We start from the raw sequence: 13495 nt of genomic DNA, 5'->3' as shown, positions 1-13495 counted from the left end.
CAACCGACTTTTTCTAATAGAACATGGAATTCATTTCTACCATTAAAAAATGTGTTTTTTTAGCCCTGAAAGCTTGATTTTATGCCTTTTTTAGTTTGGCTATCAACTCTTCTTTAGTCAGCAATTCTTGTGTTCCCAGCTGCATATTCTTCAAGGTCAGCTTCCCTGATAACATTTCATCACTACCAATCAGCACGACATAGGGGATATGTTTATCGTCCGCATATGACATTTGTTTTTTCAACTTAGCAGCAGAGGGATATAACTCAGCCGCAATGTTCTGATCCCTTAATGCCTTAATGATCGGCAGCGCATACTGCTCAGCCTGTTCATCAAAATTGGTAATCAGTACTTCCGTTGTAGAAGATGTGCCTGCAGGGAAAAGATTCAATTCTTCCAACACATCATAGATGCGGTCAGCACCAAAAGAGATTCCCGCACCTGTTAATCCTTTAAGTCCAAACATGCCCGTCAGGTCATCATAGCGGCCACCACCACCAATACTTCCCATTGCAGCTTCATTCGTTTTCACTTCAAAGATAGCGCCGGTATAATAGTTTAGTCCTCTCGCAAGGGTGATATCCAATTCAAAAAATAGGGATAGTTCGTCAAGACTGCAAGCCGTTAGTTTTTTTAAGTAATCTATGATCGATTCAATTTCTGCAATACCTTTTAATCCGATAGTGGATGTTGAAAGGACCTTTTTAAGTGCTGAAAGTTTATCTTCTGTTGATCCTTGTAACAGAATGACAGGTTTCAACTGATCGATGTCCTGCTCGCTAAACCCTCTTTCAAGCAATTCTTTGGTAACGCCTTCGATCCCGATTTTGTCGAGTTTATCAATAGCCACCGTCATGTCTACAATCAGTTCAGGTTTGCCAATAATTTCGGCAATCCCGGATAGTATTTTCCGGTTGTTAATCTTAATCGTGAAATCTTTTAGTCCCAATAAGGACAATGCCTCCTTGTAAATCAATACAAATTCAGCCTCATTCAACAAACTTTCTGAACCCACTACATCAGCATCACATTGATAGAATTCCCGGTAACGGCCTTTTTGCGGACGGTCTGCACGCCATACCGGCTGTACCTGGAACCGTTTAAAAGGGAAGGAAATTTCATTTTGATGCATCACTACGTACCGGGCAAAAGGAACAGTGAGGTCATAACGTAATGCCTTTTCTGAAATCAGGGGTAACAACGATTTGGAGGTATATGTAAAATCAGCCGATTTTTGTTTTTTACTCTCAGGGTCAGCCCAGAAGTCACCACTGTTCAACATCTTGAAGATCAGCTTATCGCCCTCATCGCCATATTTACCAGTCAGGGTACTTAAGTTCTCCATAGAAGGAGTTTGAATTTCCTGATACCCATACTTGCGGAAAACCGATTTAATGGTATCAAAAATATAATTACGCTTCACCATTTCTGATGGTGAGAAGTCTCTTGTGCCTTTAGGAACAGACGGTTTAATGTTCGCCATGGCGCAAAAATACGAATTGCCTGCTTAATTTAGGTACAGGACTTAGGATCTGACAGGATTAATTCAGATTGGAAGATCAAATTGAAAGGGTATGATTTAGTTGGGGAAACAGATTGCAACAGTATAAGAGGGAATCAAGTTAAGACAAAGCTAAGATCTGTTTACCCTTGATGCCAGAGTGATGCTAGGGTGACGCCACAGTGAGGCCACGTTTTAGCGGGAAAAGGTGGCCTCACTGTGGCGTCACTGTGGCCTCACCGTGGCATCACCCTTAATCTTACCACTAACTGATCTTAATGTGATGAGTTACCTATCCGATTTAAGCTTCTCCCGGTGCATCGTTCCCCAGCTTTTCAATGCGTCTAGTACCTCATCCAGTGTGTCCGCATATTCAGTAAGTTCATATTCGACTATAACCGGAGTTTGAGGGTGTACAATCCTTTTAACAAAACCATTCATTTCCAGTTCCTTTAGCTCGCTGGATAATACACGGGCAGAAATACCCTCTACAGTACGCTGGATTTCGTTAAAACGCTTATTGTCTTCCCTTAAGGCTACAATTACCCGCAATTTCCATTTGCCACCAATAACATAAAGCGCATCGCCAATTGCGGTAAGCGATCCTTTGCATTCTTGTGCGGTGACTGGAGTTTTAAGCTGCATAATTTTTGACGTTTAAGGTAGTATACAAAAGGTTACTACTAACCTTTTGTATACTACTAACTTTTTATAACCAAATATAGATAGATTTGATCATATAAAAATTGAAAAAATGAAAAAGATACTTCATATCATTTCGAGCCCAAGAAGTGGTGACTCTTATACCATAAAGTTAGGAAATGCTGTTATTGAAAAGATCCAGGCTGCTTATCCAGGCAGTACAGTAAAGGAAAGTAACCTGGTTAAAACGCATTTTCCTCATTTGGAAGAAGCTCACCTTTCCTCGTTTTTTACCCCTGCAGAAAACCGGACACCAGAAAATTGGGCAGCTGTGAAACCTTCCGATGAAGCAATTCAGGATCTTATGGATGCCGATATTATTGTAATTGGTGCCCCTATTTATAATTTCAACATTCACTCCACACTAAAAGCATGGATTGATCATATTGCCAGAGCCGGGATAACGTTTAAATACGGCGAAAATGGTCCTGTAGGATTAGTTCAATCGAAGAAAGTCTACATTGCATTAGCATCAGGTGGAGTTTATTCCGAAGGGCCTTTGCAGTCAATTGATTATGTTGAGCCCTATCTGAAAACAGTACTGGGCTTTATTGGTCTGAAAGATGTTACTGTTTTCCGTGTAGAAGGTACCGCTATGCCTGATTTAAAGGAAGCTGCGCTTGCAAAAGGGATCGGTAGTATTCATTTGAATTAAAAGTAATGATTTATGTCATGAGGGTCACAAATTCGAAATTTTGTTGACCCTCATGGTTATATGTCATTGTCTTTCTCGAATCAGGTTAAAAGAGAAAAAGCTACTTAAAAGCTGGTTTTTAAAGTACATAAATAAAAAAGTTATTTGTCTTTCTTTTTTTTAGGATGAGGAATTGAATGCATTCCCTTTAGTGTATTGTTAAAATCTGTTACGGGTGATTCTTTTTGCTTATCTATAAAAGTGGATTCCGTTTCCTTCTTAATCGTTTTTATATAATCTATTCTATCTAATGTTTCTTTTTGCTCTTTGGCAGTTTCGTTTAGAATTTTAAATCTGTCTTTTTTTGAAAGACCATTTTTAATTAAAATTGAATTTAGGCTTTCCAAATTTGACATTAATGTAAGTTCATTTATACTTGCTATATCCCTAATGTTTTCACCGTTTAAATGTCTTTGTGGATTTGCATCCCTCCATTCCTTTGCAGTGCACCTAAACAACACTAGGTTTAATAAGTCTGCCTCATCAGCATAAAGCAACCATTTTTTTGCTTGGCTATACCTCGTATGAGGTACTATGTGGTTTTTAATCGCATTAGTATGTATGTGATAATTTGCCTTGCTTAATATCCTTTTTACATTCCATTCTAATCCATAAAGGTTGCTCTCTATCTCTTTTAATCTTTGATATTCTTTAAGTACGTATAGTTTAAACATTGGGCTGATTGCCCCGCCAAATTCAAAAGCAATATCTTTATGTGCGTAAGTTCCACCATACTTACCAGCCTTTGAAAATATTCCAATTGCATTTGTTTTTGCAACCCAATTACTTACACTCATAGTAAACGTTGGTAATCCTGCTTCACTTTTAAAGTGGTCAAATTCGACCACTTTAAAATCGGGGTTGTAAATGCTTTCCCAAACTCCTAAAAATCCTAATGTTGATCTTGTTCTTATCCAATTCTTTATGACGTCAGCAGCTCTGCTATCATCTTCTTTTGCCTTTACCATATCGGTTAAGCAGATATAGTCATTTTCGTTTATGGTTGTTATTGATATATCCGTTCCCTGAACAGTCATTATACTATTTTTACTCATCCTATTAATTGTTTAGAAGGTAATCGACCAACCATTTCTGTAAGTACATATCAAAATGGTTTGAAGTATTGAATTTTGGATGTGTTGTAACGTAATGTAAGTTTATTAACGCGTAAACCTTTATATGTTGAGCGCTTATTAAATAATATATACTGTCAATATCTCTTAAAGTGTGACCAAATGTTTTCAATTCGTCTAAGTGTGCCATGCTATAAAAAAGATTTTTTAGTCTAGGTTTAATTTGGAGTGAAAGTATGTATTTTCTATATTATTTAATCAAATTCATTTGTGTATTATGATTTGTATACGTACAAATAGAGGAATCAGCGCATCTTTTTAAGACGTACTGATTTCTCTCCCACAATCCCTTAATAATTTCCCCAGCTACCTCCTTGAACCTGATTTTATTCCTTAGATTTGACATATAAATTTTAATTAATCAAGCTCTTTAAGAGGTGTTTAATTCTCTCATGCTAATGGATCATCAGGGAATTAGATTCTATTCCACTGTGTTGCTTCAAAGATTTTGATGCCTAACTTTTATAACCTTTATATAACCTTATCTTTTCATTGAAATGAAAAAAATATTCTTTTGTCTGGCCTTATCCCTGTCCTTCATTCAAGTTTATCCTGCTAATTTTCCTTATGGCGCAGTTTCCATTGCCGATTTAGAAATGAAGTCTTATTCGAAAGATACCTCAGCAAATGCAGTAGTTCTTCAGGAGTTTGGTAATACGCATATCAGCAGTGGTGACGAAACTCCGCTTATATTTGAATATCATGTGCGTATTAAGATCTTTAATGCCAAAGGGTTTAATCAGGGAAATATTGTTATTCCGCTTAACAAAAGCAAGGACAATCGATATGAAGAAGTTTCGGACATTAAAGGCTCCACTTTTTTTATCGACCATGATGGGATGATGAGAGAAACGAAACTTGATCTTAAAAAGGTTATTCGTGAAGATATGGACAAACGCCACAATCTGGTTAAGTTTGCGATGCCCGATCTGACTAACGGGTGTATTATTGAGTACGTTTATACGCTGAGTTCGCCCTTTATATTTAATTTCCGCAACTGGTATTTTCAGGACGACATTCCAAAGGTTTATAGTGAATATATTGCACATATACCTGCTTTATACAATTACAATACGGTATTAGTAGGAGCAACAAAACTAACGAAGAACACGGCTGAATTAGAAAGAGAGTGTTTTAATCCTGGTGGAGGAATTAAGGCAGATTGCTCTAAGATTACGTATACCATGGCTGATATTCCCGCATTTGTGGAAGAAGACTATATGACTGCTGCAAGTAATTTTAAGTCGACTATCAAGTATGAGTTATCCGATTATATGGATTATCGTGGTGTTAAACACCAAATTACTAAAGAGTGGAAAGATGTAGACTATGATCTTAAAAAAGATCCTTATTTCGGTAGTCAGATGCGAAAAAAAGATCTTTTTAAAACTCAGCTTCCGGCATTGATAGCCGGACAACCTGATGCGCTTATACAGGCTAAAAAAATCTATTCCTTTTTCCAAAAGTATTTTAAATGGAATGGATTTAATGGTATTTATAGTGTCGACGGACTTAAAAAAGCTGTGGAAACGCATTCAGGAAGTATTGCTGATATAAACCTGGCTTTGATATCGGTATTAAATGAGGCAGGTTTGAATGCAGATGCTGTTCTTTTATCAACAAGAAGTAATGGCTTGGTCAATAATCTGTTCCCTATTCTCAGCGATTTTAATTATGTAGTTGCCCGGGTTAATATTGCTGATAAAACATATATGCTTGATGCGACAAATCCATTTTTGCCTTTTGGATTATTGCCCATAAAATGTATCAATGGTCAGGGTCGGGTAATCAGTATGAGCAAACCCTCTTACTGGGTAGATCTGGTAGCCTCACAGAAAGAAAGTAAGATCTATAACCTGGCACTTGAGTTATTGCCTGATGGGAAAATTAAGGGTAAAATTATTGAAATCTCTCTTGGATATGAGGCATATAATAAACGTAAGGCGATTAAAAAGTTTAATTCCATAGAGGAATACGTAGAAAATTTAGACGAAAGTATGCCTAAAACCAAAATCATCAGTAATAAAATTGTTGGTTTAGATAGTCTGGATGTCCCATTATCGGAATCTTATGAAGTAGAGATAAATGCTTTTGACAATTTAAATAAAGGTCAGTTTGCATTTAATCCATTTTTTATGGACCGGACAAAAGAGAATCCATTCAAGCTGAGGGAACGAAATTATCCGGTAGATTTAGGGGCTCCCTCAGATACAAGAATTAGCCTGGTATGCACTTTTCCTGATGGATTTGAAGTGACTAGTAAGCCTGAGCCTGTTGCATTGGCCTTGCCTGACAAGGGGGGTAGATTTACAAGTGAAATATCTATTGATGGCAGTCAGTTTTTATTTCAACAAATGACTTTGCTTAATAAATCAATTTATCAACCAGAGGAATATCCTTACCTGAAAGAGCTCTTTAATAAAATGGTTCAGGTTCAAAAAACAGATATCATATTTAAAAAGAAACAATGAGACTTATAGGTGGTATACTTTTCTTTCTTTTAGTAAGCTTTGATACAATTGCTCAACAAAATTATGCGGTCAGCGCTATTCCTCCGGAGCTCATGGTGAGGGCAAGTGCGGTGATTAGAAATGATGAGATGAGTATTGAAGTGAAGGATTTGAATGATGTTGTAATCAGGGTTAAGGAGGCTGTTACCGTGTTGAATAAAAACGGTGATAGCGAAGCGCGTATGGTTGTGTGGTATGATAAGACCCGGCAGATAAAATATATAAAGGCAGTCGTATACGATGAGTTTGGCTTATTAAAGGGCAAAATTGCGGAGAAGGAATTCAAAGATGAAAGTGCTGTAAGTAATTCCTCCTTGTTTGATGATACCAGAGTTAAAAGATTTTCTCCTGCTATTACTACCTATCCGTATACGCTCGAATATGAATATGAAATTCGGTCTAAGCAGAGTTTGTCCTTGCCTGATTGGCAACCCAATACAACCACAGGTGTTTCATTGGAAAATGCAAAGTTGACATTGATGTGCAAGCCTGATTTTGCGATCCGTTTTAAAGAAGAAAATTATGCCGGTAAGGTAAATGTGACGGATACAGAGGGGTTAAAAACCTATACATGGGAAGTACATCACCTTAAAGCTTTGCGGGATGAACCTTATAGCCCTTCTGCTGATACTTATCTGCCTGCCGTACGTATTGCTCCTGTAAAGTTTGCTTATCAGTCGGTTAACGGATCTTTTACGAACTGGTCGGAATATGGATTGTGGATGAATGAAAAAATCCTGCTAAACCGGGATATTATTCCTGCTGAAACGGCAACTTACATAAAGGAACTGGTGAAGGATATCGAAGACCCAAGACTTAAAGCAAAGAAAATTTATGAATTTGTTCAAGGTAAAACACGATATGTGAGTGTGCAAGTGGGGATTGGGGGCTTTCAGCCTATTACAGCAGCTGAAGTAGATCGTTTAGGTTATGGAGATTGTAAAGGCTTGGTTAATTATACCAAAGGATTGCTGAAGGTAGTGGGAATCAATTCCTACTATACAATTGTAGAAGCGGGACCGGAAAAGAAAAGTGCTATAGTTGATTTTGCCAGTATAAACCAGTTCAATCATATCATTCTATGCATTCCTTTTGCAAAGGATACCACTTGGGTGGATTGTACAAGTAAAACAATCCCTTTTGGATATCTGGGTGACTTTACTGATGATAGAATAGCCCTGGCTTGTACAGAAACAGGTGGTAAACTCATTCGTACACCAGCGTATACGTCTGAGGCGAGCAGGCAAATTCGTAAAGCAAGCTTCAAACTTGATGAAAAGGGTAATTTAAATGGGGAGATGACTACTACTTTTGATGGCTTGCAATATGATAATAGAGAACAATTGATCGATGAACCGTTTACGGAGCAGGTTAAAAAGCTCCAGCAGATTTATACATTAAATAATCTGGAGATCCAATCCTTTAAACTGGAACAGGATAAGGGCAGGGTTCCGGTTACCACAGAGCGTATGAAATTTTATGCAGGGGATTATGCTTCATTAAATGGCCAGCAGTATTTTATCACGTTAAATGCTTTAAACCGTGGAAGGAGTATAAAAGAGGTACATAACCGGGTGAATATACTGGATATCAGTCGTGGGTATACAGATATTGATGAAATAACCTATACGATTCCAGACAATTATAAGATTGATGGCCGCCCTGAAAACTTTAAAATAGAACAACCCTTTGGTCAATATGCTATTGATATACAGGAAAAAGGGAATACTTTGGTTTATACGCGTAAGTTGCATTTAAAAGAGGGCATATACCCTCCTGAAAAATATGAAGACCTGGTTAGTTTTTACCAGCAAGTTGCTGAACTGGACGAAAGCAGGATCAGTATGATAAAAAGGATTGTTAACTAAAAATAACAATCCCTAAAAATATTCCAACAATCATGACAAGGTACATCAGGAGTTCAGTTGTAGCAAAACGTTTGTATTGATTCCAGAAAGAAGGACCTTTTTGTTGATCTGACATAGTATTTAATTATGTGCAAAGATACCATTTAATAAGCTGGCAAGCCTTATACCGCCTTTAAGCAGCTGATTGTTCATGGTATCCACCCATTCATAATTGTATTTATAGCCGTAAGAAGTGTTAGTTTCAGCCTCTTTATATAGTTTTTCACTAATCTGATACGATTCGAAAACCCAGGTTGTTAAATCATCATGTTGCCATTCCTTGAGTTGTGTTGGATTAGGGTGATTTATAAAACGGGTATATTCCGAATAGCTTAACTGTTGATATTCTGGCAGGTTGGAATCCCAGATACTGTGCAGGTTATCCGGATGGTTAAACCATTTGACATCAACATCATTTCCACCTTTATCCTCTACTCTGCCGCAGTGCAGAGGTTGATGTAGATCGCCGACCATGTGTACCAGAACCCGGATGTAGAATTGCTTTAATTCCTTCGAAACGGTTTTCTTTTTCAGTTCTGCAGATACAAAAAGTATTTTGTTATACGCATTTGCACTGGTATCCTTGGCAAGAGCAGCTTTTGCCTGTTCGTAAGTAAGACCTGCTGGTAAATTGACGTAATGCCAACTGCCTGTATAGTTAAAACTAGAGTTTGATTTGATGAAGTCCATCCAGTTGCTGCTCATGGTGATACTTTCGTCCCCCATTATCATTTTGATCTGTTTCCGCGCTTTTGAAGAGAGATAAGATTCTGCAACTTCAGCTACAACGCGGTGGCCAAGCATTCCCCAGGCCATAGATTGTAGGGGAAGATATAGGATGAGTCCTGCAATAAGAGTTATTTTAAAAATGTTGTTCATTTTATAGTGGTTGAGGATTACACTTAGTTCGTTGTTTTAGTTTAAGTGTTACTGGCAAATGCTGTTGAAGGTTCATCAATTTAACTTCCCCTGGTGCTATTTTCTGAATTAGAAACATAGGTAGGTATTGACCTGTACGATAACAGCCTGATATCTTTTGTTTGAAATTTTCCTTTGTGTAGGTGCCAATGATGTAAAGGGTGTCATGGCTTACTACGTAATTGCCTTTAGCATATTCTTTCCAATGACCATTGTGGTAACATTCTTCCTCATAGTAGTTGACCTTAGAGGTAGTTTCGAGTGTTACATAAAATGAATCACAGGTGAATGTAAATGAGTGTTTTGTGTGTGTGAGTAAACTATCCTCATATTTCAAAGGTTCTTCCTCCCAAATGCCTTGTAAGGCAGAAGAACCAGGTTGTTGCACTTCAGGGTTAAACCTGCAGGCAGAGAAGAGGAATAAAATAAATAAGAAAGTAACGAGTACCTGTGATCTGTATGTCATAGAAAGATTATAAATCCCTCCTTGTTTTTTCAGGGAGGGATTTAAGGATTTTTATTTAAGGCTTCCAATCATATCTTCGGGACGTACCCATTGATCAAATTGTTCTCCTGTTAATAAACCAAGCTCTAAGGAAACCTCACGAAGTGATTTGTTTTCCTTATGTGCTTTTTTAGCAATTTTTGCCGCATTTTCATAACCGATATGCGGATTAAGGGCAGTAACAAGCATCAGCGAATTATCTACATGCTTTTTAATGCCTTCATAGTTAGGTTCAATTCCAACGGCGCAATGATCATTAAAGGATACGCACACATCACCTAAAAGGCGGGCGGATTGAAGGAAGTTAACGGCTATTAAAGGTTTGAATACATTTAACTCATAATGTCCGTTTGATCCGCCAATAGTAATGGCTACATCGTTTCCCATTACCTGGGCTGCAACCATGGTTACGGCCTCATTCTGTGTAGGATTTACTTTTCCGGGCATAATGGAAGAGCCGGGTTCATTTGCAGGAATAATAAGTTCGCCAATACCTGAACGGGGACCTGAAGCCATCATCCGGATATCGTTTGCAATTTTCATCAAGGCTACAGCAAGTTGTTTTAATGCACCATGTGTTTCGACCATTGCATCATGAGAAGCAAGGGCTTCATACTTGTTTTCGGCTGTCACAAAAGGAAGGCCTGTGAATTCGGCGATATAGGCTGCAACTTTAACGTCGTAACCCTGAGGGGTATTAATACCGGTTCCAACGGCTGTACCACCTAATGCAAGCTCAGAAAGGTGCGATAAAGTGTTCTTTATGGCTCTGAGACTATGATCTAACTGAGAAACATATCCGGAGAATTCTTGTCCCAGTGTTAATGGAGTCGCATCCATTAAATGTGTACGACCTATTTTAACCACGTTTTTGAATGCCTCAACTTTACCTTTAAGCGTATCCCTTAGTTTCTCTACTCCAGGAATAGTGGTATGAAGGACCATTTTGTATGCAGCAATGTGCATGGCTGTAGGGTAAGTGTCATTTGATGATTGTGATTTATTGACATCATCATTAGGGTGAATGAAGGTTTTGCCTTCGCCTAGTTTATGTCCCTGAATCACATGTGCGCGATTGGCGATCACTTCATTCAGGTTCATGTTGGATTGTGTTCCTGATCCTGTTTGCCAGATTACCAGTGGGAACTCTTTATAAAGGTCACCCTTTAAGATTTCATCACATACCTGGGCAATAAGATCACGCTTATCAGCGGGAAGTACACCACAATCAGTATTTGTAAATGCAGCCGCCTTTTTTAGATAGGCAAAAGCATCGATAATTTCTGATGGCATGGATGCATCAGGACCTATTTTAAAGTTATTTCTTGAACGTTCAGTTTGAGCACCCCAGTATTGTTCTGCGGGTACCTGCACTTCGCCCATGGTATCAGTTTCTATTCTAAAATTCATGATTGTAAAATATTAGTAGGCAAATTTAATTTTTTTATCCTTCATAATCAGTTGAAAAGTGTTTTATGGAATACTCTTGTTAGGGTTTTTGTAATAAAATTCTGACTTTCGCCGTTGAATTTCAGTTTTCTTATTGATTTATGACACGACAATCCCTATTTATAACAATTCTGCTTTGCTCTTCCATTGCACTCACCTTTTGCTCATCTGAGAAAAAGCCTGAAGTCCGTACTGTTGAAGATGACAAATCGGACAGCCTGATGCTGGTTTATGATCCGAAGAAGGGTGATCTTAAGATAGATGAATTTATGCAAAACCTGCATAAGAAAAGAGGCTTTAATGGCAATGTACTGGTAGCTAAAAAAGGAAAAATAATATACCAGAATGCAATTGGATGGGCAGATTACCTTCATCGGGATAGCTTGAATATTAATTCGCAGTTTGAACTGGCCTCTCTAACCAAAACGATGACCGGTACTGCCATTTTGATGCTTGCAGAAAAGGGTAAATTGAAACTGGATCAGACGGTAAATGATTTCTTTCCTGAATTTCCATATCCTGGTATTACTATCAGGATGTTGCTTTCTCATCGTTCAGGAATGATGAACTATGTTTATTTTGTGGATGGGGTTTTTAAAGCGGAAAAGAAAAGTGAAAGTAAGGGAATCAGTAATCAGGATGTAATGAAATTAATCGCTGAGAAAAAGCCTTCCCCTTACACACGACCTAATGTAAAGTTCCATTATAATAACTCCAATTTCATGGTTCTGGGTGCTATCATCGAGAAAGTGAGCGGAATGCGTTATTCTCAGTTCATGATGGAGAATGTTTTTAAACCAGCAGGGATGCATCATACTGCGGTATATTCGAAGGCTGAATATGAAACAATTCCGGTAGATGTGGTGGGACATGATCGTACATGGAGGTATTCAGTGGTGCAGAATTTTCTTGATGGCCCAGTAGGGGATAAAGGAGTGTACAGTACTGTTCAGGATTTATTTTTGTTTGACAGGGCATTAAGAAAAGGAAATATATTGAGTAAGGCATGGCAGGACTCGGCGTATACCGCACATAGTGAATTGAGTCATGGTCATTTTAGTTATGGATATGGCTGGAGAACATTTGATGGAAAGGGCGAAAAGGTGGTTTATCATACTGGCTGGTGGCACGGATTCAGGCACATCTATTTGCGCGATTTAAAATCGGATGTGACCATAGTGTTATTGAGTAATTTAACAAATGGAAGCCTTTTGCAATTGGATGACTTGTATAAAATGGTAGGAATGCCGGTTGTTCGCAAGTCTGCTTATCATGGAAATGGTGATAGTACGGATGAGTGATTTATTTTTAAATAATGCTAGAACGAATTCCTTTTTGTATGTTTAGCATATAGAAGGCATTTATTGTTGAAAGGAATATTCTAATGAAATATATATTTATATTTATACTGCAATGAGCAAGGTCTTTATCATTGATGATGATGTAATTCATCAAAGGATTGCCCAAATAATGATTGAAAAACATCATACTTATAATACTATATCCAGTTATACCGAAGCTATTAAGGCCTTAAATTTTATCAATGAAAATTTAAATAATAAATCAGAGCTTCCGGATGTTATTTTATTAGATTTAAATATGCCGGTTGTTGATGGATGGGATTTTTTGGAAAGATTTAAGCTATTTGATCAAGAACTAGTTAAAGATATTCATATTTATATTGTAAGCTCATCGGTAGATGAAACGGACAAAATAAGAGCTCTGGCTTATCCACCTGTTAAGGGTTTTATATCAAAACCATTGTCTCCTGCAATTCTTAAAGGATTGATTTAAACTATTTGGTACTTCGTATTGTTTAATTAAAAAAACTGATTGTTATGTTCGATAAATTGATGCAGGTACAGCAGCAAGCTGAAGAAATAAAGAAAAGGTTAGATTCTATTAGCGTAAAAGGAGAAGCTGAAGGTGGTAAAATAGTGGTTACTTCAAATGGTAACAAGCATATCAGCGCGATTCATATTGACGAGGAGTTTTATAAAAGTTCCGATAGAGAAGAATTAGAGGAGTTAATTGCCGTAGCCGTAAATAAAGCGATTATACAAGCCGAAAATGTACACCAGGTAGAAATGCAAGCTTTAAGCACGAATATGCTTGGTGGCCTTGGAAACCTCTTTAATGGCTAGTTTTATCGTAGTCATATAGCATAAACATAAAA

At 37.6% G+C, this 13495-nt stretch carries 13 protein-coding genes; 6 read left to right on the top strand and 7 right to left on the bottom strand.

Annotated elements, in window-relative coordinates; all coding sequences use genetic code 11:
• Window positions 1–79: 79 nt before the first annotated feature.
• Together hisS and ADIARSV_RS11145 are read right to left on the bottom strand one after the other, a co-directional pair.
• Window positions 80–1483, bottom strand: a complete 1404-nt coding sequence (hisS, locus tag ADIARSV_RS11150) for a histidine--tRNA ligase (protein WP_016195623.1) — start codon at window positions 1481–1483, stop codon at window positions 80–82.
• 306 nt (window positions 1484–1789) lie between these two features.
• Window positions 1790–2146 carry a winged helix-turn-helix transcriptional regulator gene (locus ADIARSV_RS11145; RefSeq protein ID WP_016195622.1) on the bottom strand — a complete coding sequence of 119 codons (357 nt, stop codon included), beginning with the start codon at window positions 2144–2146 and terminating at the stop codon, window positions 1790–1792.
• A 109-nt stretch (window positions 2147–2255) separates the two neighbouring features.
• Between ADIARSV_RS11145 and ADIARSV_RS11140 the strand changes: the two genes are divergently transcribed.
• On the top strand, window positions 2256–2858 hold the full coding sequence (locus ADIARSV_RS11140; RefSeq protein ID WP_016195621.1) for an FMN-dependent NADH-azoreductase: 603 nt from the start codon (window positions 2256–2258) through the stop codon (window positions 2856–2858).
• A gap of 140 nt (window positions 2859–2998) precedes the next feature.
• Here the strand turns inward: ADIARSV_RS11140 and ADIARSV_RS11135 are convergent, their stop codons facing one another.
• On the bottom strand, window positions 2999–3952 hold the full coding sequence (locus ADIARSV_RS11135) for a KilA-N domain-containing protein (RefSeq protein WP_016195620.1): 954 nt from the start codon (window positions 3950–3952) through the stop codon (window positions 2999–3001).
• Window positions 3953–4527: 575 nt separating this feature from the next.
• Here ADIARSV_RS11135 and ADIARSV_RS11130 point away from each other — a divergent pair.
• Both ADIARSV_RS11130 and ADIARSV_RS11125 read left to right on the top strand, forming a co-directional pair.
• Entirely contained in the window at window positions 4528–6501 is a 1974-nt protein-coding gene (locus tag ADIARSV_RS11130; protein WP_016195619.1) for a DUF3857 domain-containing protein, read from the top strand.
• On the top strand, window positions 6498–8408 hold the full coding sequence (locus ADIARSV_RS11125) for a DUF3857 domain-containing protein (RefSeq protein ID WP_016195618.1): 1911 nt from the start codon (window positions 6498–6500) through the stop codon (window positions 8406–8408). Before ADIARSV_RS11130 ends, ADIARSV_RS11125 begins: the two co-directional genes overlap by 4 nt.
• On the opposite strand, the gene ADIARSV_RS22875 is transcribed toward ADIARSV_RS11125, so the two are convergent.
• The 4 genes from ADIARSV_RS22875 to fumC are packed head-to-tail and all read right to left on the bottom strand — an operon-like array spanning window position 8401 to window position 11280.
• Window positions 8401–8523 carry a hypothetical protein gene (locus ADIARSV_RS22875; RefSeq protein WP_016195617.1) on the bottom strand — a complete coding sequence of 41 codons (123 nt, stop codon included), beginning with the start codon at window positions 8521–8523 and terminating at the stop codon, window positions 8401–8403. The genes ADIARSV_RS11125 and ADIARSV_RS22875 overlap by 8 nt on opposite strands.
• A gap of 5 nt (window positions 8524–8528) precedes the next feature.
• Complete coding sequence (locus ADIARSV_RS11120) at window positions 8529–9326, bottom strand: S1/P1 nuclease (RefSeq protein ID WP_016195616.1); 798 nt, start codon at window positions 9324–9326, stop codon at window positions 8529–8531.
• Window position 9327: 1 nt separating this feature from the next.
• The gene (locus tag ADIARSV_RS11115; protein ID WP_016195615.1) at window positions 9328–9831 is read right to left on the bottom strand and encodes a hypothetical protein; all 504 of its coding nucleotides are present in this window, start codon (window positions 9829–9831) and stop codon (window positions 9328–9330) included.
• Window positions 9832–9882: 51 nt separating this feature from the next.
• Window positions 9883–11280 carry a class II fumarate hydratase gene (gene fumC, locus ADIARSV_RS11110; RefSeq protein ID WP_016195614.1) on the bottom strand — a complete coding sequence of 466 codons (1398 nt, stop codon included), beginning with the start codon at window positions 11278–11280 and terminating at the stop codon, window positions 9883–9885.
• 140 nt (window positions 11281–11420) lie between these two features.
• Here fumC and ADIARSV_RS11105 point away from each other — a divergent pair, with 140 nt between their 5' ends.
• The 3 genes from ADIARSV_RS11105 (at window position 11421) to ADIARSV_RS11095 (ending at window position 13463) form a co-directional block, all read left to right on the top strand.
• On the top strand, window positions 11421–12620 hold the full coding sequence (locus ADIARSV_RS11105; protein ID WP_016195613.1) for a serine hydrolase domain-containing protein: 1200 nt from the start codon (window positions 11421–11423) through the stop codon (window positions 12618–12620).
• 112 nt (window positions 12621–12732) lie between these two features.
• Window positions 12733–13113 (top strand): response regulator, encoded by a 381-nt coding sequence (locus tag ADIARSV_RS11100; protein WP_016195612.1) that lies wholly within the window; start codon window positions 12733–12735, stop codon window positions 13111–13113.
• 44 nt (window positions 13114–13157) lie between these two features.
• On the top strand, window positions 13158–13463 hold the full coding sequence (locus ADIARSV_RS11095; RefSeq protein ID WP_016195611.1) for a YbaB/EbfC family nucleoid-associated protein: 306 nt from the start codon (window positions 13158–13160) through the stop codon (window positions 13461–13463).
• The last annotated feature ends 32 nt before the right edge of the window (window positions 13464–13495 follow it).

The sequence above is a fragment of the Arcticibacter svalbardensis MN12-7 genome (assembly GCF_000403135.1).
In the GTDB taxonomy this organism is placed as follows: Bacteria; Bacteroidota; Bacteroidia; order Sphingobacteriales; family Sphingobacteriaceae; genus Arcticibacter; species Arcticibacter svalbardensis.
This window is presented reverse-complemented; position numbering and strand designations above follow the sequence as displayed.

Bases quoted from the DNA above. Each gene is read 5' to 3' on its own strand.
- hisS (WP_016195623.1), bottom strand. From the start codon at position 1,483: ATGGCGAACATTAAACCGTCTGTTCCTAAAGGCACAAGAGACTTCTCA.
- ADIARSV_RS11145 (WP_016195622.1), bottom strand. From the start codon at position 2,146: ATGCAGCTTAAAACTCCAGTCACCGCACAAGAATGCAAAGGATCGCTT.
- ADIARSV_RS11140 (WP_016195621.1), top strand. From the start codon at position 2,256: ATGAAAAAGATACTTCATATCATTTCGAGCCCAAGAAGTGGTGACTCT.
- ADIARSV_RS11135 (WP_016195620.1), bottom strand. From the start codon at position 3,952: ATGAGTAAAAATAGTATAATGACTGTTCAGGGAACGGATATATCAATA.
- ADIARSV_RS11130 (WP_016195619.1), top strand. From the start codon at position 4,528: ATGAAAAAAATATTCTTTTGTCTGGCCTTATCCCTGTCCTTCATTCAA.
- ADIARSV_RS11125 (WP_016195618.1), top strand. From the start codon at position 6,498: ATGAGACTTATAGGTGGTATACTTTTCTTTCTTTTAGTAAGCTTTGAT.
- ADIARSV_RS22875 (WP_016195617.1), bottom strand. From the start codon at position 8,523: ATGTCAGATCAACAAAAAGGTCCTTCTTTCTGGAATCAATACAAACGT.
- ADIARSV_RS11120 (WP_016195616.1), bottom strand. From the start codon at position 9,326: ATGAACAACATTTTTAAAATAACTCTTATTGCAGGACTCATCCTATAT.
- ADIARSV_RS11115 (WP_016195615.1), bottom strand. From the start codon at position 9,831: ATGACATACAGATCACAGGTACTCGTTACTTTCTTATTTATTTTATTC.
- fumC (WP_016195614.1), bottom strand. From the start codon at position 11,280: ATGAATTTTAGAATAGAAACTGATACCATGGGCGAAGTGCAGGTACCC.
- ADIARSV_RS11105 (WP_016195613.1), top strand. From the start codon at position 11,421: ATGACACGACAATCCCTATTTATAACAATTCTGCTTTGCTCTTCCATT.
- ADIARSV_RS11100 (WP_016195612.1), top strand. From the start codon at position 12,733: ATGAGCAAGGTCTTTATCATTGATGATGATGTAATTCATCAAAGGATT.
- ADIARSV_RS11095 (WP_016195611.1), top strand. From the start codon at position 13,158: ATGTTCGATAAATTGATGCAGGTACAGCAGCAAGCTGAAGAAATAAAG.